We start from the raw sequence: 22,509 nt of genomic DNA, 5'->3' as shown, positions 1-22,509 counted from the left end.
GACCCCGATCGACGACCGACCTGCCGCGTCGATGCAGCTCCTCGCTGTAGCTCTCGCTTACCCAGATCGATGCTGAATTCAGCGTCCCAAGATCAGGCGCCATGCCACTACCAGCGCTACCAGTACCAGTGCGAGAACCACGACCGTCAATGCGTCGATCGGCCCGAAACCCATCTGGTGCCGCGTCCTGTGACCAAGCACGCGTCGTGCGCCGAGAGGTCGGTGCTGTCCACGCTTGGCGACGTTCCGGCTCCGGGGCCGCAGACACCGTCCTAGCATGGGGACACCGGCCCAGCCGGTGTCTGGCGGTGATCCGGAGGGTCGGTGCAGATCCAGCTTCTGGGCAGCATGAAAGTCGTCGCGGACGACGGCTCCAGCGTCGACTGCGGGGGCGTCAAGCAGCGCGCCGTCCTGGCCCAGGTCGCCCTCGAGCCTAACCACACCGTGTCCGTTGACCGTCTAGCCGAAGGAGTCTGGGGCGAGTCCGTCCCACAGCGGTACCGGCAAAACCTCCAAGTTTACGTGTCGACCCTGCGCCGGGTTCTGGAACCGGCACGTACGGCCGGGTGGCCGAGCCGCCTGGTCGGTCACGGCGAGGGGTACGAGCTCGTCGCCGCCACCGGTGACGTGGACGTATCGGCCTTTCGCGCCGCCCTGGCCGACGGATCACGGGCGCTGGCTCACGGGCGACCACAGGCGGCCGCCGAGGCGTTGCGTGACGGACTCGCCCTGTGGGCAGGAGACCCGCTCGCCGACCTCGTCGCCCTCCCGTTCGCCGCCGACCACCTCGAACGGCTGCATCGCGAGCACCTGCTGGCCAGGCAGCTGCTCGCAGAGGCGGGCTTGGCCCTGGGCCGTCACCAGGACGTCCTGCCCGAGGTGGCCGACCTCGTCACGCGGCACCCCGAGCACGAGCACCTGTGGGAGCTGTACGCCACTGCACTTGTGCGGGCCGGGCGACAGGGCGAGTCGCTGGAGGTCCTTCGCCGCGCCAGGGCCCACCTCGGGGACGAGTTGGGCCTTGATCCGGGACCGGCGCTCGCCGAACTTCAGGCCCGCATCCTCCGGCAGGACCCGACCCTTCAAGGTCCCAAACCCCCGACCGTCCGGATGGCGATGGTGCCGCTCCCGCTCGGACCGTCGATCGGGCGCGAGCCCGTGGTGGCGTCCGCCGTCGAGGCGTTGGTGACCCGTCGCCTCGTGGTGCTCACCGGCGTGGGCGGCGTGGGCAAGACCCGAACCGCCCAAGAGGTGGCCGCCGCCTCCGGGATGACCTCGCGATGGGTGCCGTTCGAGAGCGAGGCGGCCACCTGCAGCGTAGAGGACGTCATCGTACGAGCCCTTGGTGTGTCGGACGAGGACCTCGGGGACGCGCTGGATCGCGAGCCCGGGCTTCTCGTCCTCGACAACCTCGAGCACGTGCGCGCGGCTCGGTCCTCGGTCGGCGCACTATTGGCGGCCCACCCTGCCACGCGCGTCCTCGCGACGTCACGCGGGCCGCTTCGGGTCCCGGGCGAGTACGTTCTTCAGGTACCGCTTCTGGACCCGGCCACCACGGCGCTCGAACTCTTCCAGGAGCGGGCGGCGGCCGTCGTGCCCGGCTTCATCGCTGGGAGGGACCGCGCGGTCGTGGTAGAGCTGTGCCGCAGGCTGGACGGCCTGCCTCTGGCCATCGAGCTCGCCGCTGCCCGGGTCGCGGCGCTGACCCCGGCCGAGTTACTGGACCACCTGCCGAGCATGCGTGAGCTGCCTGACCGTGACGCGTCCGGGCGGCAGGGGTCCCTCACGGCTCTCGTCAACTGGAGCCTGGACCTGCTGCCCGACCATGCTCGCGCAGCGGCTCGAGCGCTCGCCGTCCTCGACGGACCCGTGCCTGGCCCGGTCGCGGTCGAGGTGATCCGAGCGGCCGAGGCCACCGGTGCCGGCGGTATGACAGCGCTCAGAGACGACGATCCAGAGCCGCGACAGGACCTGGAAACCTTGGTGCACAACGCCCTCGTACAGCCCGTCGAGACAACCTCAGGCCGCCGCTACGCCATGCTGGCCACGATCCGGGACGTGTGTGTCGGCGACGGGGAGGCGGACCACCTGCCTCGTGCCGTGCTGTCGGCCGTGGCGGACATGTGGCTCAAGACCGCCACGGTGACCGACAACGCCGGACCCGAGGAGGTGGCTGCTACCGCCGACGACATTCCCGTCCTGCGCCAGGTGGTGGGCGCTCTGGTGGACATCGATGAACCAACGCGAGCAACCATGCTCCTCTCCGGTCGCCGCCGCGCGCTGGCCGCCCTTGGCCGCCAGGACATCCTCTTCGATTTGACTAGCCGCCTCCTCCGGTGCAGTCGCTCCGGCCCGTGGCAGGCCCAGGCCCGTGTCCTGGCCGGCAGCGCCGCCTACGTCAAGGGCAGTTCCGAGGCTGCCTCCGAGCTGCTGGAAGCCGTCGTCCACCTCGCCCACGACGACCATGTCCACCGGGTCCTGGGTCACTGCTTCCGGGCAGTGCTCGCTGCGGACTTCGACGACCACTCGACGGCCCAGACCGAGGCCGAGGCCGCCGTCCGCGTGGCTGACACCTCCGGACAGCCGACTCTTCTGGTGCGCGCCCACAGCGCCGCCGCGTGGGTGGCCAGGCTACGTGGTGACCACGACCGCGCTGTGCTCCACGGTCACGAGGGGCTGTCGCTGGCTGAGGGCGACGCCGAGGTGTCCGCGTGCCTCGTCGATATCGCCCGGGGCGAGCTGATGCGCGACCAACCCGTCCGGGCCCTCGAGCTGGCCCGGGAAGCCGTCCAGCGAGGCCGTCGTATGGCCGGCTACATCCTCGCGAACGCCCAACAAGAGCTCGGGTTCTCGCTGCTCCGCACCGGTCAGCCCGACGACGCGCGCGAGGTCCTGGTTCAGGCACTGCGTGACGGCCCCATCACCGACGTCGGCTGGCAGCTCGAGACGATCGCCGCTGTCGCCCTGACGTTGATTGTCGGGGGTATACCGGAAGCACGGCAGCTCCTGGACGACAGCAGTCGGGCGGCCCAGCGGGAGGGCCTCGGGGAATCGGCGGTCCCGGCCGAGCTGCTGACCCTCGCGAACGACCACGGCGTCAGCACGCCGGAGCTAGGCGGGCCTGGGCCCTCCCTGGCGGAGCTCCGCGACGCCACGCTCTCGGTTGGCTAACCCGGCGGCATACCGCCCGAGCGGGGGTCCGCGAGGTCAGCGGCAAACGAAAGTGATGGGCCACAAAACAGAGGCCGCGAACGACGCGATCGGCGACCTGAGGGTCACCGGGCCAACTCGAGCCCTGGTAGCCCACCGACAGCGACCTCGCGGTCACGGGCCAGCGCCCGATAAACGATGTGGTGCCCCGTCCCGTGGTTTGCCCACTCCAGCTGCCCTCGAGCCCAGCCTTTGTGGGTACCGCCCGCGCGAGGGGTCACTCATTGCGGGGCTCCCAGTCGTCGCAACGGGACTCATCGATCTTGGGCAGATCTTCCTGAACAACGACTTCACTCCTGTAGTGCTTGAGGGTGAAGTGCATGTTCGTGCGCAGGTCGACGATGACGAACCGGGTCTTCGCGGTGGCGTCGGGGGTGACGGACTGGAAGTCGGCCGGTGTGATGGTGCGGGCGCCGCGCCCCTTCATCTGCTCGAAGTACTGGGCGGAGCGAACGTCGCGCATGAAGAAGACGCACTCCAGGGGCTTCACGTCGGTGCCGGTGGCGATCATGTCGACGGCTACCGCGATGCGCAGTGATGGGGAGGTGCGGAAGGCTTGAAGCTGGCCCTTGGGGTCCCGGGCAGCGTAGGTGATCTTTGCGGCGAAGTCGTTGCCCTTGCCGAAGACTTCCCGGACGGTGGTGACGATCTCCTCGGCGTGGGCATCGTCTTTGGCGAAGATCAGCGTCTTGGGGACTGTAGAGCGGCCGGGGAAGATCTCGGTGAACAGCCGGTCCCTGAAGGTCTCTAAGACGAGGCGGATCTGGGACTTGGCGGTGACGGCCCGGTCGAGCTGCTTGTGGGTGTACTCGTAGTCCTCCTCGAGCTGCTCGAGGCGTTCCTTGCGGGTACGCCGGTCGACCTTGGGGACGAAGAGGCCGGCGTCGATCTTGCCGCCCTTCTCGGAGATCTCGGTGCGGATCCGGTAGAGGTCGAAGTCGACATTGACCCGGTCGGCGACGGACTGGGGGTAGGTGTACTCGGAGACCAGGTTCTGCCGGAAGAACGCGAAGGTCTGCTTGCCGGGGGTGGCGGTCAGGCCGACGACGTGCGCGTCGAAGTACTCCAGGACACCGCGCCACACCCCGTAGATGGAGCGGTGGGCCTCGTCGACGATGACCAGGTCGAACGTCTCCGGCGCTAGGGCCGGGTTGTAGGTCACGGTGACAGGCGCGTCGGGGACGTAGTCGTCGAGGCCAGGATCGTCGCCTGTGGCGACGTCCTCGTTCCTCAGGGCCTTGAAGACACGCTGGATGGTGGAGACGACGACGCTGGAGGAGCCGAGCATGCCGGCGGAGGACAGCTTGTCGACGCCGTAGATCTCCGTGAAGCGCCGCCCGTCACCGGGGGTGCGGTAGTTCTGGAACTCGGCGAGGGTCTGTTCGGCGAGGTTGTTGCGGTCGACGAGGAAGAGGATCCGCTGGAAACCGCCGTAGCGCAGGAGCCGGTAGGCCGTGGTCACGGCGGTAAAGGTCTTGCCGGCGCCGGTCGCCATCTGCACGAGGGACCGGTCGTGCTGCTGGCCGGCGAGGCTGTGCTCGATGCCCGTGATGGCTGTGATCTGCGCCGGGCGCAACGCGGCCGTATCGAGCTCGGGGAGGTGGCGGACCTTGGCGCGCCAGGTCGGCTGGTCCGGGTCGGCCTCTGCGTCACGGAGGATCTTGGCGAGCGTGCTCGGCTTGGGGAAGTTGAAGAGCCGGCGGGCGCGAGCGTCCGGGTCGTAGCCGTTGGTGAAGTGCGTCTCGGTGCCGCTGGCCTCGATGACACCGACAGCCTTCTTGTCCACGTAGAGCACGTAGTCGGCCCGCCCATGGCCGGGCTTCATGACGACCTCGCGGCAGGCGATGCCCCTCGGCCGCGAACAGGTTGAGGTTCTTCTTGTCCTGGACCGACCAGCCCGCGTCGGCCAGCTGACGGTCGATGACCACACGCGCCCGCTGCTCCGCGGCCAGCCTCGCCTGAGCGTCGAGTTCCCCCATGGCCGTCACCATAGCCAGCACGTTGAGTCAAGACCGGACATTTCGCTCCGCTATGGCCGAGAAGAGTGAGATCGTCCACGCGTGACTGGCCACCCACGAACGCATGACCACCCCCAGGATCCAACCCAGTCGACAGGGGTGGTGCGGCTGGGCACCTGGAACCTCGACACCGCCCAGCCAGACAGATACCGCTCCCTTCAGGCGGATTGGCTGCGGCAGCACGCGGACGTTTGGATGCTCACCGAGGTCCATGAGGCCGCCCTCAAGAGCCTCAGCAGCCGTGTCTTGAGCGACGCGATCGAAGGCATGCCCAGGCGGTACTGGTCGGGGATCGCCTCGATCTGGCCCCTCGAGCAGCTAGACAGCGGACACCCCACCTTGGCGTTGGCCCGAGCACAGGTACCAAGCCTCGGGAGCGTGCTTGTCGCGTCATCGGTGCTGCCGTGGCGGGCGGCCGGCAAGTACTGGCCCTCGGGGGACGGTGAGGGCTACCGAGATCGGTTCACGAGCGCGCTCTCACGACATCAGGCTGCTGTTCTCGAAGCGATGGAAGACGACCTCGTGGTGTGGGGCGGCGACTTCAACCAGGAACTCTCCGGCAGGGACAGCGTCGGCAGCAGCGTCGGGCGGCAGGCTCTTGACTCCGCCTTCAAGACCCTCGAGCTCCGAGTGCTCACCGAAGACCGTCTGACCATGGCAGGTGACGCCCACCCGATCGACCACATCGCCGTGCCGCGCCACCTCAACCATCTCTCGGCGAGGTGGCTCCTCCCCACCGCCAGCAGGCGTGCCCTCTCGGACCATCCGGCGTACCTCGCAGAGATCGGTCTCTAGGGCGTCCCGATCACGCCCACTGGGCGATCAGGCGCGACGGCACCGCCCGGGGACCGTTCTTGTTTCCCACATGCCTGATTGCGAGTCGCTCGAACAGGACCCGGATAATCTCTCGACGCTGGGTGGTGGTCCAGGTCTCCCAGGCTGCAGCAGGGTCGATGAGGTCCTCGGTTGGGATGAGAGTGGGGGAGCGGCGCGACTCCAGCTCTGCCAGTGCTTCGGCAATTGCGGCCAGCCGGGGTCGGGCTGTGCCGGCACTCAGTAGACCGTCGGCCACCAGGTCGGCGAACTCTTCGCGACGCTGTCTGCGCTCGGCGATCTGTCCATCAAGTGCAACGGTGTCGGGGTGCGGGCGGAACAGGTCAGCGGCGTCAGGCAGCCGCAGGCGTTCGATCACCAGGTGCGTCACTACCGCATCGGCGGCGCCGCGGCTCATGCTCACGAAGCAGCGCCCTGGCACGGAGGAGCCATAGAGCCTGGTCGCCCCATTCCCGCCCGCGAAGCAAGTGGTCTCGTGCTCGTCGCAGGTCAGGATGCCTCCGAGGAGACTCAGAACATCACGCGGGCGGGATCGCTCACCGCGAGGGCGTCGCCGCAAGGCGGCGCGAGCCGAGCGCCACTCCTCGGGGCTCACGATTCCATCGAAGGCTGCCTCATGGAGCTCGCCATCGACCTCGACGAGGCCACCGAGGGCGGGGCATGCGATGAGCCGAGCGATCCCGGTGTGGGTCCACGCGGTACCACGCCGGGGAAGAATGCCTTGGCTGTTTAGGTCCTTGGCGATTTTGGTCAGGGCGTCACCGCGTTGGGCACGGGCCAGGATGTCGCGCACGATGAGCGCTCGCTCGGGAGCGGGCACTGGCAGCCCGGGTTGTGTGGACGCTCGCATCCCGTATGGGATCGGCCCACGCCATCGGCCGTTGGCTTTGGCCTGCTGATGGGCCCGGCTAACGCGTTCACCCGTACGTTCGCTCTCGGCCCGGCTGACCTCGCCAAGCATTCGGGCGACCAGACGCCCATGGCTGGTGGAGACGTCCCACGCGCCAGCTTTGACTGTCTCGACGATGCAGCCAGTCCGTTCGAGCAGTTCGAGAAAGTCCTCGAGCTCGCGCGGTGATCGGTGCAGGCGCTCTGGGGCCCAAGCCACCACGACGTCGATGGCTCCGCCCGCAATCGCCTCCACGAGGGCCGTGTAGTGAGGGCGCCTCCGGCCGGAGTAGGCGGAGATGTCGTTGTCTGTGTAGACGCGGCTGACCGTCCAGCCACGGCGCTCGCACACAGCGCGGCAGTCAGCTTCTTGTCGCTGTACCCCCAGGCCGTCCCCGAGCTCGTCGCGGCTGATGCGCGTGTAGATCGCTGCTCTCACGTTTCAAGCACAGGTGTCAGCCGTTCGTTGATCTGGATCAACGAACCCTCGCGCGTTTTCGTCGCGCGGGGCGGGATCGCCGAGCTGACCCCGACGATCCTGACGGCGGACGAGGTGCGCGACCTCGTGGAACGCATGCTCAAGAGCAGGGGCCGGCGCGTCGACCTCAGCAGCCCCTTCGTGGACGCGACCCTGGCGGACGGGTCGCGGCTCCACGTCGTGATCCCCGACATCAGCCGGTCCCACTGGCAGGTCAACGTCCGCAAATTCGTCGTCAAGGCCGACCACCTCGACGACCTGGTCCGGTTGGGCACGATGCCCCGGCAGGCGGCGACGTTCCTCGAGGCGGCCGTTGCCAGCGGACTCAACGTCCTTGTCGCCGGCGGCACCCAGGCCGGCAACCCGACTACTCATGAAACGCCTGTGTGTCAGGATGCACCCATCTGGTGGCATTACCTAGCGAAGGGGACCAAGATGGACTGGATTTTCGATGGAATCGGCACGTTGATCGTGGGACTGCTGATCGGTGGAGGAGCCGGAGGGGCCGTTGGCTGGCGTATGGCCATCAAGAGCACGCGCCAGACTCAGAGGGCCGGTGACATCGCGCAACAAACACAGATTGGCCGCGACCAAATTAATGGTCGTCGCGACTAATGTTCGAAAAGCAGGGGCAAAAGGCTGGAGCGAACAGTCACCAATATCAAATCAGTGGTGATCAGTACATCATTCAGGCAGGGGTGACGGAGGATCGAGCCCGAGAGATTGCTACTGAGGTGACGCGGTCCGCTCTTGCGGAGTACTCGAATGAAGCGACGGAGATTGGAAGCCAGAGGATTTCGCACTTCGACGAAATCTTGGTCGGCGAGATGTCGAAGCGTGACCTACTGCAAGCGTTCGCTGACCCGGCGTTTCAAGTTGCACTGAAAAAGGCCCAGATCGGTGCGGCTTCGACGGAGCGCGAGTCAGATTACGATCTACTGGCAAATTTGCTGGCGGACCGTGCCGAACGAGGTGGGGTGCGCAATGTCAGGGCAGGCCTAGACCGTGCGGTGCAGATCGTTGATCAGATCGACGACTCGGCACTGGTAGGGCTGACTGTGCTGTATGCGTTCCAACAGTTCAGTCCCAATCACCCTCACGTGCACGAGGGTCTCGGCTCGATTGACAGGTTGGCGCAATCGCTCATGACCAGTCCCCTTCCAACGGGCCCCGATTGGCTTGATCACCTAGATGTTCTGGGTGCGGTTCGTCTCTCGCCGGCTCAGTCCATGCGAGCTTTCGGTGATTACTACGGAAAGACGCATGTGCCGGGTTATGTGGCTCCCGGACTTGATCCCACGTCGGAAGAGTTTGCAGAAGCGCAGGCGAGGCTGCAGGGCGTGAATGTGCAGGTTGATTTCGTGGATCATGAGCTGCGGCCTGGCTTCATGCGCTTTCCGGTCGCGAGTATGGCAGTCTTGCGTCACGCGATTCAATCGCGCGGCGAGGACGATATAGCGGTCGTTTTGGAGGTGGCCAAATCGTTCGGGGTCGATGCTCCGTCCGAGGAACTTGTTGCGGCGCCTCTCGCAACGGCTATCGACGCCCAGCCGCACCTCAAAGTGGTCCGTGAGTGGTGGGGCTCGATCGATACCGGTGTACAAATCACATCAGTCGGCAAGGTGCTCGCCAAGGCGAACGCGAAGCGTTGCGATAGCGCAGGGCTGCTGCCGGACCTGGACTAGGCCGCGGCCACCCGGCTCTTAACTTGAAATAGCAACACAACTCGTTCGGTGTTGGGCAGGGGTGGGCGTCGTCCCATAGCGGCGGTCGTGAGTGCCGGGGGAAGCCTGTCAAGGGCGCGTAGCGGCGTAGCGGACCCTTGACGGGCGGCGGAGGCATCGGAGACTGGCGCAGGGGGACGGCGACCGACGAGGGGACCACGCGGGTCTTAGAGGAAGCCGCCCATGGTGGGACCCATGACGCCGAAGTTGTCGCAACTTGTGCAGGTCCAGACGTCGGCGGTGTCGGACGCGCCTAGGAAGTGCAGCGCGGGGCCGAGGTCGATGCCTCGGTCGCGAGCTGCAGTGCGTGCGCATCATATGAGCGAGCGGCCCGTCGAGCTTGGCGGGCTTCTGCCTTGCTCGGGGCGTAAACGCGAGCGGCGGACGACACATCGTTCGGGCTCGGCGACGAACGACGGAACACGACGCCGGCTCATCCGCAGGGCCCAAGAGTCGCGTGCCGTCCAACGGTACGGCTTGGCCTCCTCGGGGTGCTGTGCGTAAGCATTACTAGCGGTTCCGGGCATGTGCACGGTGCACGCGAACAGCGCCCGCGAGGCGGTGACCAAGATGTGCACACTCCCGCTCCTGGCCGGGGAGAACGTCTCGAGCCGGTTCGTGGTGCCCACGGTGGCCGCGGCCGTCGACATCGTCGTGCACGTCGCCCTTGAGCGTGACGGGGTCCGCCGTGTCCGCGAGGTGGTCGCGGTCCCGGGTCGAGCCGAGGGTGATGTCATCGAGATCGCCGATCTCTTCGTCACGCGCGGGGGAGTGCTTCGCCGCGCCGACGGGTTCCCGCCGCACCGTGAGGCCTTCGAGCGAGCCGGCTACGACGTGACTGCCCTTCTCGCTCAGGCGGACTCATGATCTCGCCCCTGTTCGTCGGACTCCTCCTCGCGGCCGGCGTCTTCTTCATCTACTGGTCGTTCTGGCCCCAGGAAGCCCGCCGGCAGCAGGCCCGGCAGGACGGCTTCATGGTCGAGCTACGCGACCACCTGACCCAGGCGGGCTACTCGTCAGTGACGCCGACCAATCTCGTCGCCGGTTCCGTCGTGCTGTTCCTCATCGCCTTCGTCATGGTCCTCGCCCTCACACGCGTCGTGCCCATCGCGCTGTGCTTCAGCCTGATGGCAGGCGCCGTCCCGATCTCCCTCGTGCGGATGCGAGCCCGCAGTCGTAGAAACAAGCTCCGTGACCTGTGGCCCGACGTCGTCGACAACATCACCTCCGGGGTGCGCGCTGGTCTGGCGCTGCCCGAGGCACTCTCACAGCTCGCTGTGCGCGGTCCGGCAGAGCTGCGACCGGCCTTTGCCGCCTTCGCGGAGGACTACCGGACGACCGGGCGCTTCCAGGACTGCCTCGACCGGCTCAAGGACCGGCTCAGCGATCCCGTGGGGGACCGCATCGTCGAGTCCCTCCGGATCGCTCGCGAGGTCGGCGGCAGCGACCTCGGCAAGCTGCTGCGCACGCTGTCGTCCTTCCTGCGCGAGGACGCCCGCACGCGGTCCGAGCTCGAGACCCGACAGAGCTGGACGGTCAATGCCGCCCGTCTGGCAGCGGGGGCCCCTTGGGTCATTCTCGGTCTGCTCGCGCTGAACGGCAGCTCCCTCGCGGCCTACTCCTCGCCGACGGGTTGGGTCGTCCTGGCAGTGGGTGCAGGCCTGTGTCTGGTCGCCTACCGCGCCATGATCTGGATCGGTCGTCTCCCCGAGGAAGAGCGGGTCCTGCGGTGAACGGGTTGTCCGCCCGGGTGGGCGACCTTGTGGGGCAAGGATGGTCGTGGGTAGGGGCGACAGCCGGCTTGCTTCTCCTCGCTGGCGTCGCGCTCGTCGTCGCGGGCCTGCCGAGCAGCCGTCGCCCCACGCTCGACGACCGACTCGAGCCCTACCTTCGCGACACGCCCCGTCCCTCCACGCTGCTCTCACGACCGGCACCACCTCGCGGGCCGTTCGGCTTCGGCGAGCTGCTCGCGCCCTACGTGGCCAGGCTCGGAGCCGGGGTGGGGTCCGTGCTCGGCGGTGCGCCGTCGGTGGTGCGCCGACAGCTGCGGGCAGGACAGCCGGCGGACGTCGAGCGGTTCCGCGCCGAGCAGGTCATGTCCGGCGCTGCCGGCGCCCTGGTGGGACTGCTCTTCACCGCTGTCGTCGCGGTGGCTCAACACCGGTTCCCGGTGTCGGTCCTCGTCTCGATGGTGGTCGTCGGCGTCCTGGGTGGCATCGCGGGTCGCGACTACCTCCTCAGCCGGGCTGCGGCCCGGCGTGAGGCGCGCATGCTGACCGAGTTCCCCACGGTGGCAGAGCTGCTCGCGCTCGCGGTCAGTGCGGGGGAGGGTGCGGTCGGCGCGCTCGAACGCGTCTGTCGGCTCTCGCACGGGGAGCTGTCCGACGAGCTGCGCCGGTGCCTGGCAGACGCTCGCGCCGGAGCCAACCTGACCGCGGCCCTGCAGGGACTGGCCGATCGCACCGGCCTCATGAGCCTGACCCGCTTCGTGGACGGCATCGTCGTGGCCATGGAACGGGGGACCCCTCTCGCCGAGGTGCTCCGTGCCCAGGCGCAGGACGTCCGCGAGGACGGTCGACGCACGCTCATGGAGCAGGGCGGCAAGAAGGAGATCTACATGATGATCCCGATCGTCTTCCTGACCCTGCCTGTCACCGTGCTCTTCGCGCTCTACCCGGGACTCAGCTTCCTCCACCTCAAGCTCTGACACCCGGCACCCCGGATGTCCAACCACCGCACCACCGCACAGGGAGAAAGAGAATGACTCACATCATCACAGCCCACGCCCGTGCCCGAGCGTCCGTCACGGCGGCCGTGTCTCGTCGCATCGCCGGTCCGCGGGACCGCGGCGACGTCCCCGGCTGGGTGCTCATCACGATCATGACCGCCGGGCTCGTGACCGCGCTGTGGGCCATCGCCGGTCCACAGCTGGGCCAGCTCTTCAGCGACGCCATCTCGAGCGTCAAGGGCCCGTGAGGGGGCAGAGTCTCGCGGCAGGCCTGCGCTGCCGACCCTTCCCCGAGATTGTCCGGCACGGGGCAGCGTCCCGCGCTCACCGACGCCGGGCTGCCGGGACGTCCGGAGCGCCGCTGAGCCCGGTCGTTGGGTGCGACCGCGAGCACGGCTCTGCCGTGGCCGAGTTCGTGATGGTGGCTGCCCTGCTGCTGTTCGTCGCCATGGGGGTCTTCCAGCTCGGCCTGGCGCTGTACGTCCGCAACACCCTGATCTCGGCCGCCTCCGAGGGTGCACGCTACGGAGCTCGGGCCGACGCGCAGCCCGGCGACGGGGTGGGCCGCACCGAAGCCCTCATCACCTCGGCCCTGAGCGCGTCTTTCGCCCAGGACGTCCGTGCCGTGCGCTCGGTGACGGCGTCGGGAGTGCGGGTCGTCGAGGTACGTGTCACCGCGCCACTGCCCGTGATCGGTCCGATCGGTCCCGGTGGCGCGCTCAGCGTGTCCGGGCGGGCCTTCAGCGAGGAGCAGGTCGTGTCCGGAGCCGGCCCATGATCGACCCCCACGCCCGCGTCGCCCGCGTCGCCCGCGTCGCCCGCTTCGCCCACAGAGTCCGAGCCGCGCAGGCGGGCGGGCTCGCGGACCGTCTCCCGGCCACGGGCGACCCGGCCCGTGGGGCACGTGACGAGGGCCGGGCGATCCTCGAGTTCATCTTCCTGGGCATCTTGCTCCTGATCCCGTTGACCTACCTCGTGCTCACCGCGGCGCGCCTTCAGGCCGCGTCCTTCTCCGCCTCGCTCGCGGGTCGGGAGGCCGGGCGCGCGTTCGTCACGGCGCCCTCGGACTCCGAGGGGTATGCCAGGGCCCGCGCCGCGGCTGCCCTCGCCTTCTCCGACTTCTCGTTCGACAGCGAAGCCCAGGTCTCGGTGTCGTGTGACGGCACGCCGTGCCTGCGTCCCGACGGTTCCGTCACGTCGACCGCGCGCATCGAGGTCCAGCTGCCGCTCGTGCCGGACTTCATCGCAGCCCACGTGCCGGCCTCGGTGACGATCTCGTCGACCCACGTCGCCTCCGTCGACCGGTTCGTCGCGCGATGAGCGCCGAGACGACGAGGCGGTATGCCGTCTGGCGAGGTGTCCGTGCCCGATTCCTCAGAGGTCGGCTCGACCGCCGGGTTCTTTCCGCCACCTCTCGCGAGCAGGGGCAGATCGGGGTGCTCGCCCTCGGGCTGTTCGTGCTGGCGGCGATCCTGGTCCTCGGCGCCATCGACGTCACGGCCGCACAGCTCGCCCGCATGCGGCTGCTCGACGCCGCCGACTCGGCCGCCCTCGACGCCGCCGACGCCCTCGACGAGCGGGCCGCCTACGAGGGCGGCGTCCTCGACCACCTGGCCCTCACGGACGAGTCGGTGGCGGGGGCCGCCGGTGCGCACCTGGCTCGCACGCCGATGCCGCCGGGAATCACGTCGTGGTCCGTCGTCCCCGACACCGGCACGACGGACGGCGCGACCGCCGTCGTCACCATCCGCGGCACGGCGACCCTGCCGATGAGCGGCTGGGTGCTCGAGTCGCTCGGCGGCAGCGTCACCATCACCGTGTCGTCGCGCGCGCGAGCCCCTCTGGGTTGAGCCCGAGCCATCCCTCCCGACAGGTCCGGGTCTGAGGCCGCTGCCCGATGTGCGCGGCGCGCCTCGGTGCTGCCGTAGGCTGTTCGATCGTGGCTGTTGACTTCACGCAAGAGATCAAGGAACTGCGCGCGACGATGGATTCGGTGCGCGGGGTCACGAACCTCGACGAGCTCGCCCGCACCATCGACGAGCTCGAGCAGCAGGCCTCCGCCCCCGACCTGTGGGACGACCCCGACGCCGCCCAGCAGGTGACGAGCGCCCTGAGCCGCGCCAACTCCGAGCGTGACCGCGTCCTCGGCATGGACGCGCGCATCGAAGACCTCGAGACCCTCGTCGAGATGGGCCAGGAGGAGAGCGACGCGGCGACCCTCGAGGAGGCCGAGCGCGACCTCGCCACGCTGAAGAAGGACGTCGGCGAGCTCGAGGTCCGCACCCTGCTGTCGGGGGAGTACGACGAGCGCGAGGCCGTCGTCACGATCCGCTCGGGCGCAGGTGGCGTCGACGCCGCAGACTTCGCCGAGATGCTCATGCGCATGTACCTCCGCTGGGCCGAGCGCCACGGCTACCCGACGAAGGTCATGGACACCTCCTACGCCGAGGAGGCGGGCCTCAAGTCGGCCACCTTCGAGGTCAACGTCCCCTACGCGTTCGGCCACCTCTCCGTCGAGGCGGGCACGCACCGCCTCGTCCGGATCAGCCCGTTCGACAACCAGGGCCGTCGCCAGACGAGCTTCGCCGCCGTCGAGGTCATCCCGCTCATCGAGAGCGACGACTCCATCGACATCCCCGAGAACGAGCTGAAGATCGACGTCTTTCGCTCGAGCGGACCCGGTGGCCAGAGCGTCAACACCACCGACTCGGCGGTGCGCATGACGCACCTGCCGACCGGCATCGTCGTGTCGATGCAGAACGAGAAGAGCCAGATCCAGAACCGCGCTGCCGCCCTGCGCGTCCTCCAGTCGCGACTGCTCCTGCAGCGCAAGGCCGAGGAGGCCGCCGTGAAGAAGGAGATGGCGGGCGACGTCAAGGCGAGCTGGGGTGACCAGATGCGCTCCTACGTCCTCAACCCGTACCAGATGGTCAAGGACCTCCGCACCGAGTACGAGACGGGCAACCCGAGCGCGGTCTTCGACGGCGACATCGACGGTTTCATCGAGGCGGGGATCCGCTGGCAGATCGGCCAGAACCGCCAGCAGGACTGAGTCCGCCCCACCCCGCCCCGCCACGCCGGGCGGCTTGCTTTCCCGGGGGTTGCCCCCGGCTGCACGTAGCCTCGTATGCGGTTCCGTGCACGCCTGCCGACGTATGCCGGCACGTGCCCTCCCATCCCAGCCGCCGTTCCGCTGATGACCAGCCCAGTACGAGTCGAGGCACGACCCATGATCCTCTTCGAGAACGTCACGAAGACCTATCCGCGGACCACGCGTCCGGCGCTCGACGACGTCAACCTCGAGATCCCGCGGGGCGAGTTCGCCTTTGTCGTCGGCACGTCCGGTTCGGGCAAGTCCACGATGATGCAGCTCGTCATGAAGGAGCAGGACGTCACGCGCGGCCGCATCCTCATCGCCGGTCGCGACCTCGACCGCCTGCCGGAGCGCAAGGTGCCGGCCCTGCGCCGCGAGATCGGCTGCGTGTTCCAGGACTTCCGCCTGCTGCCCAACAAGACGGTCTTCCAGAACGTCGCCTACGCCCTGCAGGTCCTCGGCAGCAGCCGCGCCCGCATCCGCCAGACCGTGCCCGAGACGCTCGAGCTCGTCGGACTGGCAGGGATGGAGAAGCGCCTTCCGCACCAGCTCTCCGGTGGCGAGCAGCAGCGTGTCGCGATCGCCCGGGCCTTCGTCAACCGACCGCCGATCCTGCTCGCCGACGAGCCCACGGGCAACCTCGACCCCGACACCAGCCTCGGCATCGTCCAGCTGCTCGACCGCATCAACCGCACCGGCACGACGGTCGTCATGGCCACCCACGACACCGTCACGGTCAACGCCATGCGCAAGCGCGTCATCCGGCTCGACCGCGGGGTGCTCGTCAGCGACATGGAGGCGGGGGACTACACGACGGGCTCCATCCCGCGCGTGCGGCTCGACGAGGAGACGGCGGCGCCGCGACGCGCCGACCAGCCAGAGGTGTCCGACGGCCACGACGACGGGGACCCCGCGGCATACGCCGGCGGTGCGGACGGTGACGAGGCCGGCGACCCGGTCGAGCAGCCGGACACGATGCCGCCCATCGGGCGGGACGCGGACGCGCCACGCGCCAAGGGCGGGATCTTCCGCAGGCACAAGGCCGTCCAGACGAGCGACCGCTGAGCGCGAGACGGAGCGAGACACGACATGCGATTCCAGTTCCTCCTCGGCGAGGTCGGCAACGGCCTCCGGCGCAACCTCTCGATGGCCGTCTCGGTCGTCATCGTCACGATGATCTCGATGTACCTCCTCGGTCTCGGCCTCATGGGCCAGCGGCAGGTCGACACCATGAAGGACTACTGGTACGACCGCGTCCAGGTGACGGTCCTGCTGTGTGCCGAGAAGACCCGCTTCGCCAACTGTGCGGGTGAGCCGACGACCGACGCGCAGCGCACGGCCATCAAGGCCGAGCTCGAGGCGCTCAAGCCGACGGTCAAGGAGGTCTATTACGAGTCGCGTGACCAGGCCTTCGACCGGTTCAAGCAGACCTACAAGAACTCGCCCCTCGCCCGCGCGGGGGAGTCCTACTTCGCCGACTCGTACCGGGTGAACCTCAACGACGCCAACAAGTTCGACGTCGTTGCGAGCTCGATCAAGGGCATGCCGGGTGTGGCTGACGTCCAGGACCAGAAGAAGCTCCTCGAGAAGTTCTTCACCTTCATGAATACCGTCTCGTGGGCCGCGATCGCCCTGTCGTCGCTCATGGTGCTGGCGGCCGTGATGCTGATCTCGACGACGATCCGCCAGACCGCCTTCAGCCGGCGCCGCGAGACCGGGATCATGCGCCTGGTCGGCGCCTCGAACTTCACCATCCGTTTCCCGTTCGTCATGGAGACCGTCCTGGCCAGCGTGCTCGGGGCGGTGCTGGCGATGGGCATGCTGTGGGCCACGGTGCGCTACGGCGTCGTCGGCTTCCTCAGCCAGACCCTCACCGACACGGCGTTCATCGGCGTCGCGGACGTCTACTACGTCGCCCCGTTCGTCATCGTCGGCGTCGTCGGGCTCTCGACCCTCACGTCCTGGGTCACGCTGCGCCGCTACCTGCGGGTGTGAGGTCCAGCCATGCGAAACGATGACGAACTCTCGCCAACGCGAGTGACCTGTGGTACCAATTGGGCATATGTGGCTCATGAGACGTTATGAGAAGACCGGTCCCGCGGCCAGGCTGACGGCCGCGGGCCTCGTCGTCGCATGCTCCGTCTCGGTGGGCTCGGCCCTCGTCGCGCGTGCGGACTCCGTCTCGGACCAGAAGAAGCGCAACGACCAGAAGATCGCCGCGCTCGGACAGCAGCTCGAAGGCACCAACGCCTCGCTGGCGCGCGCCTTCGTCAACCTCGAGCGCACCAACGCAGCCCTCCCGCTGGCCCAGCAGCGCGTCGTCGCAGCCCAGGGGGCCCAGGCCCAGGCGCAGGCGGCGCAGGTCGCGGCGGAGGCCACCGAGGCCCGCGCGATCGACGCCGAGGCCAAGGCCCGCGCCCACAACGAGGACGTGGCCCAGCGGCTCGCGGTCGCCCAGGCCAACCAGCAGCGCGCCACCGAGCAGCTCGCCAAGAGCTCCACCGAGCTCGTCACGAGCCAGGACGCCCTCGACTCCTACGCCGCCGAGGTCTTCCAGGGCTCGGAGCAGGAGTCCCAGCTCGGGATGGTCTTCGGCTCGACGTCCCCTCAGGACTTCGCCAACCGGCTCGTCATGGCCGACACGGCCAGCGCCGTCGCGAGCGACACGATCGACAAGCTCGCGGCGATGACGGTCGACAACACCTCCACCCGCTCCTACCTGACGTCCGTGCGCGGCGAGATCGCCGACCTGAAGCGCCAGGCCGAGGCCGCGCTCCGGGGCGCCGAGGCCGCTGCCGCCGCAGCCACGCAGGCCAAGAATCAGGCAGTCGTCGCCAAGAACAACGCGATCACCGCCACGCAGAACGCCGCCGCGGCCAAGACGCAGCTCGACCAGCTCAAAGCGAAGCAGTCGGCCCAGGCCGCCGACCTCGCGGTCCAGCGGAAGAACGAGGCTGCGGATCTGGCGGCCGCGCAGGCCGAGTCGGCGCGGCTGCAGGCCGTTCTCGTCGAGCAGGCCCGCAAGGCGCGCATCGCCGAGCAGAAGCGCGTCGCCGCGCTCAGGGCCAAGCTCGAGCGTGAACGTCAGGCCAGGATCGCCGCGGAGAGGGCCAAGGCGGCCGCAGCCGCGCAGAACGGCTCGAGCTACACCCCGAAGCCGCAGCCGCCCGTCACGGTCCCGACCGACTCCACGCCGTCGAACTTCCTGACCTACCCCGCCAACGGTCCGACGACGTCCGGTTTCGGTATGCGGTGGCACCCGATCCTGCAGAAGTGGATGCTCCACGACGGCCTCGACTGGGGCATCCCCTGCGGCACGCCGGTGTATGCCGCCGCGCCGGGCCAGATCATCCGCGCCGGCTGGCGGGCGAGCGGCTGGGGCAACCAGGTCGTCATCGACCACGGGATCCACCGCGGAGTCGACCTCGTCACGACCTACAACCACCTGACGAGCATCGTGGACTTCGGCGGCGCCGTGAACCGCGGGCAGCTCATCGGCTACTCCGGGACGACCGGCTACTCGACCGGCTGCCACCTGCACTTCGGCGTCTACGAGGACGGCACCCCCGTCGACCCGCGCGGATGGCTCTGACCGGCTTGAACAGCACCTGAGGGAAACCGGCTCGGAGCCGGTGAGCTCCTCGGGGTAGCGTTGGTGCGCTGAGCCCCGCCGAACATCGGCGACAGACCACGCACCCGCGCACGCCCCGTGCGCGTCGGTGGCAGACCCGAGTCGGAAGGACGGTCCGGTGCCCAAGGAGAAGGGGCGGTCGCTCATCGCGAGCAACCGCAAGGCCCGACACGACTACCTCATCGACGACACGTTCGAGGCGGGCATCGTCCTGTCCGGCACCGAGGTGAAGGCCCTGCGGATGGGGCGGGCGTCGCTCGTCGACGGCTTCGCGATGTTCACCGGCGACGAGCTCTACCTCGAGAACGTCCACATCCCCGAGTACCTCAACGGCACGTGGAACAACCACGCCCCTCGCCGCAAGCGCAAGCTGCTCCTGCACCGCGCCGAGCTCGTGAAGATCGCCCACAAGACCCGCGAGAGCGGGCGCACCATCGTGCCGCTGTCCCTCTACTTCAAGGACGGCCGCGCCAAGGTGGAGATCGCGATCGCGACCGGCAAGAAGGAGTACGACAAGCGTCATGCCCTTCGCGAGCGCCAGGACAACCGTGAGGCAGACCGCGCGATGAGCGCGGCCAACCGACGACGCTGAACCCCTCGCTCACGGCCGCACGACTCGGCGCCCTCGCTACCGGAACCGGGGGCACCCCAACCGCGTCCGCTGTCAGGATGGACGGGACGAACGACGTGGAGGCACCCCGATGGCTGGATCGACTGGGTTGACGGGCTCGACTGGCTCGACCCGACCGGGCGTGCGGCGCGGCCGGCGGCTCGGCGTGCTGGGGCTCCTCCTGGCCGCCGCCCTGCTGCTCGTCGTCCCGACGGGCAGTGCGTATGCCGCGGGCGACGAGGGCATGGACTCCTTCGTCGCCGTCTACGACCTCCAGCCCGACGGCAGCATGAAGGTGACCGAGACCATCACCTGGCGCTTCCCGACCGGCGAGCAGCGCCACGGCATCTTCCGTGACGTCGTCGTGCGGATGGGGTGGAACAACGAGGAGAACCGCTACCGCTACTACGACATGACCGACGTCGCGGTCTCGAGCCCGAGCGGTGCGCCCGACACCTTCAGCGTCAGGGACAACGGCGCTGCGCGGGAGATCCGGATCGGCTCGGCGGACCAGTACACCAGCGGCACCCAGGTCTACAAGGTCAGCTACACGCTCCACAACGTGCTGAACCCGGTCACGGCCGACGGCAAGCCGTCCACGGACCCGAGCCAGACCGACGCGGTCGAGCTCTACTACAACGTCTTCGGGACCAACGAGACGACGCCGCGCGACCGCGTCTCGATCACCGTCAACGCACCGGCGGGGTCGACGAAGGCCGCCTGCTACCAGGGCATCAGCCGGTCCGACACGCCGTGCCAGGCCACGTCCGGCGACCCGGCGCGCTTCTCCGCCGAGGGCCTCGCCCCCGGCGACGCGATGTCCGTGGTCGCCTCCTACCCACCCTCGGCGTTCGGGGACGTGCGGCCCGACGTCCGACAGGGAGACTCCGGGGCCCCGATCGGCTCCGACGCTGCTCCGGCCGCCAACGCGGCGGCGTGGGCCGGCGCCATCGGTGCGCCCGTCCTGGCGCTGGCCGTGATGGGTGCGCTCGTGTGGACGCGCGGACGCGACGAGCGCTACGCCGACCTCACCCCTGGCCTGTCGCCGGCGTTCGGCACCGGGGCCACCGGCGACGGCACGCCCGGCGCGGCCACCGTCCGTGGCGGCTCGACCACCGTGGCGGTCCAGTTCCAGCCACCCCGGGGTGTCCAGCCCGGCATGGTCGGCACCATCATCGACGAGACCGCCAACCCGATCGACGTGTCGGCCACGGTGATCGACCTCGCAGTGCGCGGCTTCCTGCGCATCGAGGAGATCGGCGGGGAGGGCGTCTTCAGCCGGACCGACTGGAGCCTGACGCGGCTGGCGCCACCGCCCGACGAGCGCCTGCTGCCCTACGAGCGCCAGCTGCTCGACGGCATCTTCTCCACCCGCGGCGACGTCGTGCGCCTCTCAGAGCTGAAGAACACCTTTGCGAGCACCCTCAAGCGCATCCAGGGCGCGATGTACCAAGAGGTCGTGACTCGCGGGTGGTTCCGCTCCTCGCCCCAGACCCAGCGCGGGGTGTGGCAGGGCATCGGGCTCGTCATCGCCGCCCTCGGCGGCCTCATGCTCTTCTACGGCCGTCCGGCGATCAGCTCCATCCTCGGCGGCGGCTTCAGCGGGGGAGTGGCGCTCGGCATCGGGCTCGTCGTCGCGGGACTCATCGTCTGGGTCCTCGGTGGGCGGATGGCGGCGAAGACGGCCGAGGGGTCCGCGGTGCTGGCGCAGTCGCTGGGGTTCAAGGAGTACCTCACCACCGCGGAGGCCGGCCAGATCGAGTTCGAGGAGGCGTCCAACGTCTTCAGCCGCTACCTGCCGTATGCCGTCGTCTTCGGTGTCGCGGACCGGTGGGCCCACACGTTCGCCGAGGTCGCCAAGGCCGCGGAGGCGGCGAACCAGCCCCTCCTCATGCCGACGTGGTACGTCTGGAGCGGCAACGCGTTCCCCGACTTCACCAGCATCGCCGCAGGAGTCGACTCGTTCTCGACGACCTCCACCGGCACCTTCACCTCGACGCCCGGCTCATCCGGCTCGTCGGGCTTCGGCGGGGGCGGTTTCTCCGGCGGTGGTGGCGGCGGCTCGTCCTCCGGCTCCTGGTAGGCCGGTCCGCGCCGACCCTTCACCGACCCGACCGGCGGCGACCGCCAGCACGGCGCCGATGCCGGCCACGACGCCGCACAGCGGCCACAGCAGGCCCGGCGCCGCGGCATACACGATCCCGCCCAGCGGCGCGGAGAGCATCGTCCCGCTCGTGGCGGCGCCGGTGTACAGCCCCTGGTACTGCCCGACGAGGTGGCTCGGGGCGGCATCGAGCACGTGCGCGGTGGCGGTGGTCTTGTAGAGGATCTCTCCGGCGGTCAGGACGACCATGGCCGTGACTGCGGCGACGGCGACGCCGAGCCAGGTGAGTCCGAAGATCACGAATCCGACTGCGACGAGGGCATACCCGGACGCGATGACGGGGATGGCTGGACGGTCCCGCAGCCAGAGGGCCACCGGGATCTCGCAGGCGAGGATGAGTGCTGAGCCGATCGCGATGAGGGCGGTGTAGAGCCCGAGCGGCTGGCCGTGGTCGCGCAGGTGCAACGGCAGGGTGGCGTAGAGCTGTCGGTAGACGAGGTCGACCAGCACGACTCCCGGCAGGAGCAGCAGGAGGGAGCGGTCGGACCGGACCGCCCGCCAGAGCCCCACCGGGGCGTCGGGCTGGCGCACCACCGGAGCCCCGTCGGGCAGGAAACGGGACGTCACGTGACGCAGGACCAGGGTGAGGACGCCGTCGAGGACGAAGAGCGTGTCGTAGCCGCGCGTGGCGAGCAGGGCGCCGACCGGAGGGCCGATGACGAAGCCGGCGTTCGAGGCCGCGCGGCTCACCGCGACGGACGACCGCCTCGACCCGGCCGGCACGGCGAGCGCAGCGAGGGCTCCCTGCCCGAGCGAGGCGACGGCGCCGAGGTAGCCCGTGACGGGCATGGTCACGGCCAGCAGCCAGACCGGCTGCCACGGGATGAGGGCCGTGAGGACACCGACGACGCTGGCCGTGAGGAGCAGGACGCGGCGGTGGCCGTGGCGGTCGCCGAAGCGGCCGCCGGTGAGGTTACCGAGCAGGGCTCCGACGCCGTTCGAGCCGGCGATGACACCGGCCGGCACGACCCCCAGCCCTCGAGGCCCGGTGAGGTAGAGCACGAGGAAGAGCATGAGGAAGGCGCTGGCGGAGCTGACGAACCGGCCGGCGGCCAGCACCCAGACGACGCGGGGGAGGTCTCGCAGGTCTCTCACGGGGACATCAGACCATAGTGAGTCTCTTTTAGGAA

General features: G+C 69.0%; 18 protein-coding genes and 2 pseudogenes. 17 read left to right on the top strand and 3 right to left on the bottom strand.

Annotated elements, in window-relative coordinates:
* Positions 1 to 348: 348 nt before the first annotated feature.
* Positions 349 to 3,171, top strand: coding sequence for an AfsR/SARP family transcriptional regulator (locus tag AC1DIW_RS14780; protein WP_478109064.1), 2,823 nt, complete (start codon positions 349 to 351; stop codon positions 3,169 to 3,171).
* Positions 3,172 to 3,427: 256 nt separating this feature from the next.
* Here AC1DIW_RS14780 and AC1DIW_RS14775 read toward each other — a convergent pair whose 3' ends face one another.
* Positions 3,428 to 5,035: a DEAD/DEAH box helicase family protein gene (locus AC1DIW_RS14775; protein ID WP_478109063.1), complete on the bottom strand. Its 1,608-nt coding sequence runs from the start codon at positions 5,033 to 5,035 to the stop codon at positions 3,428 to 3,430.
* A 235-nt stretch (positions 5,036 to 5,270) separates the two neighbouring features.
* Between AC1DIW_RS14775 and AC1DIW_RS14770 the strand changes: the two genes are divergently transcribed.
* Entirely contained in the window at positions 5,271 to 6,023 is a 753-nt protein-coding gene (locus AC1DIW_RS14770; RefSeq protein ID WP_478109062.1) for an endonuclease/exonuclease/phosphatase family protein, read from the top strand.
* A 10-nt stretch (positions 6,024 to 6,033) separates the two neighbouring features.
* On the opposite strand, the gene AC1DIW_RS14765 is transcribed toward AC1DIW_RS14770, so the two are convergent.
* Positions 6,034 to 7,389 (bottom strand): recombinase family protein, encoded by a 1,356-nt coding sequence (locus AC1DIW_RS14765; RefSeq protein ID WP_478109060.1) that lies wholly within the window; start codon positions 7,387 to 7,389, stop codon positions 6,034 to 6,036.
* A gap of 30 nt (positions 7,390 to 7,419) precedes the next feature.
* Here AC1DIW_RS14765 and AC1DIW_RS14760 point away from each other — a divergent pair.
* The 15 genes and pseudogenes from AC1DIW_RS14760 to AC1DIW_RS14690 all read left to right on the top strand — a co-directional run.
* Positions 7,420 to 7,797: pseudogene (locus AC1DIW_RS14760) on the top strand (CpaF family protein); the annotation flags it as partial.
* A 245-nt stretch (positions 7,798 to 8,042) separates the two neighbouring features.
* Entirely contained in the window at positions 8,043 to 9,113 is a 1,071-nt protein-coding gene (locus AC1DIW_RS14755) for an LPO_1073/Vpar_1526 family protein (protein ID WP_478109059.1), read from the top strand.
* A gap of 555 nt (positions 9,114 to 9,668) precedes the next feature.
* Positions 9,669 to 10,019: pseudogene (locus AC1DIW_RS14750) on the top strand (CpaF family protein); the annotation flags it as partial.
* Positions 10,016 to 10,885, top strand: coding sequence for a type II secretion system F family protein (locus tag AC1DIW_RS14745; RefSeq protein ID WP_442281143.1), 870 nt, complete (start codon positions 10,016 to 10,018; stop codon positions 10,883 to 10,885). The pseudogene AC1DIW_RS14750 and the gene AC1DIW_RS14745, both read left to right, overlap by 4 nt.
* Positions 10,882 to 11,859, top strand: coding sequence for a type II secretion system F family protein (locus AC1DIW_RS14740; protein WP_478109058.1), 978 nt, complete (start codon positions 10,882 to 10,884; stop codon positions 11,857 to 11,859). The genes AC1DIW_RS14745 and AC1DIW_RS14740 overlap by 4 nt, the downstream gene beginning before the upstream one ends.
* A gap of 53 nt (positions 11,860 to 11,912) precedes the next feature.
* Positions 11,913 to 12,128 (top strand): hypothetical protein, encoded by a 216-nt coding sequence (locus AC1DIW_RS14735; RefSeq protein WP_442281141.1) that lies wholly within the window; start codon positions 11,913 to 11,915, stop codon positions 12,126 to 12,128.
* A 155-nt stretch (positions 12,129 to 12,283) separates the two neighbouring features.
* Positions 12,284 to 12,658 (top strand): TadE family protein, encoded by a 375-nt coding sequence (locus AC1DIW_RS14730; RefSeq protein ID WP_442281140.1) that lies wholly within the window; start codon positions 12,284 to 12,286, stop codon positions 12,656 to 12,658.
* The gene (locus tag AC1DIW_RS14725; protein WP_478109056.1) at positions 12,655 to 13,200 is read left to right on the top strand and encodes a pilus assembly protein; all 546 of its coding nucleotides are present in this window, start codon (positions 12,655 to 12,657) and stop codon (positions 13,198 to 13,200) included. Before AC1DIW_RS14730 ends, AC1DIW_RS14725 begins: the two co-directional genes overlap by 4 nt.
* Complete coding sequence (locus AC1DIW_RS14720; protein ID WP_478109055.1) at positions 13,197 to 13,730, top strand: pilus assembly protein TadG-related protein; 534 nt, start codon at positions 13,197 to 13,199, stop codon at positions 13,728 to 13,730. Before AC1DIW_RS14725 ends, AC1DIW_RS14720 begins: the two co-directional genes overlap by 4 nt.
* 89 nt (positions 13,731 to 13,819) lie before the next feature.
* Positions 13,820 to 14,932, top strand: a complete 1,113-nt coding sequence (prfB, locus tag AC1DIW_RS14715) for a peptide chain release factor 2 (RefSeq protein ID WP_442281137.1) — start codon at positions 13,820 to 13,822, stop codon at positions 14,930 to 14,932.
* A 177-nt stretch (positions 14,933 to 15,109) separates the two neighbouring features.
* The gene (ftsE, locus tag AC1DIW_RS14710) at positions 15,110 to 16,039 is read left to right on the top strand and encodes a cell division ATP-binding protein FtsE (protein ID WP_442281136.1); all 930 of its coding nucleotides are present in this window, start codon (positions 15,110 to 15,112) and stop codon (positions 16,037 to 16,039) included.
* Positions 16,040 to 16,063: 24 nt separating this feature from the next.
* The gene (ftsX, locus tag AC1DIW_RS14705) at positions 16,064 to 16,969 is read left to right on the top strand and encodes a permease-like cell division protein FtsX (protein WP_442281135.1); all 906 of its coding nucleotides are present in this window, start codon (positions 16,064 to 16,066) and stop codon (positions 16,967 to 16,969) included.
* Between the two features lie 76 nt (positions 16,970 to 17,045).
* Entirely contained in the window at positions 17,046 to 18,566 is a 1,521-nt protein-coding gene (locus tag AC1DIW_RS14700) for a peptidoglycan DD-metalloendopeptidase family protein (RefSeq protein ID WP_442281134.1), read from the top strand.
* 157 nt (positions 18,567 to 18,723) lie between these two features.
* The gene (gene smpB / locus AC1DIW_RS14695; RefSeq protein WP_442281133.1) at positions 18,724 to 19,197 is read left to right on the top strand and encodes an SsrA-binding protein SmpB; all 474 of its coding nucleotides are present in this window, start codon (positions 18,724 to 18,726) and stop codon (positions 19,195 to 19,197) included.
* Between the two features lie 109 nt (positions 19,198 to 19,306).
* A complete protein-coding gene (locus AC1DIW_RS14690; RefSeq protein WP_478109053.1) occupies positions 19,307 to 21,298 on the top strand; it encodes a DUF2207 domain-containing protein in 1,992 nt (663 codons plus the stop codon).
* On the opposite strand, the gene AC1DIW_RS14685 is transcribed toward AC1DIW_RS14690, so the two are convergent.
* Positions 21,221 to 22,474 (bottom strand): MFS transporter, encoded by a 1,254-nt coding sequence (locus AC1DIW_RS14685; RefSeq protein WP_478109051.1) that lies wholly within the window; start codon positions 22,472 to 22,474, stop codon positions 21,221 to 21,223. The two genes, AC1DIW_RS14690 and AC1DIW_RS14685, sit on opposite strands and share 78 nt — an antisense overlap.
* Positions 22,475 to 22,509: the final 35 nt, after the last annotated feature.

This window comes from Terrabacter sp. 01T434 (assembly GCF_056398545.1).
The sequence above is the reverse complement of the archived record's forward strand: the minus strand, read 5'-3'. Positions and strand labels throughout refer to the sequence as shown.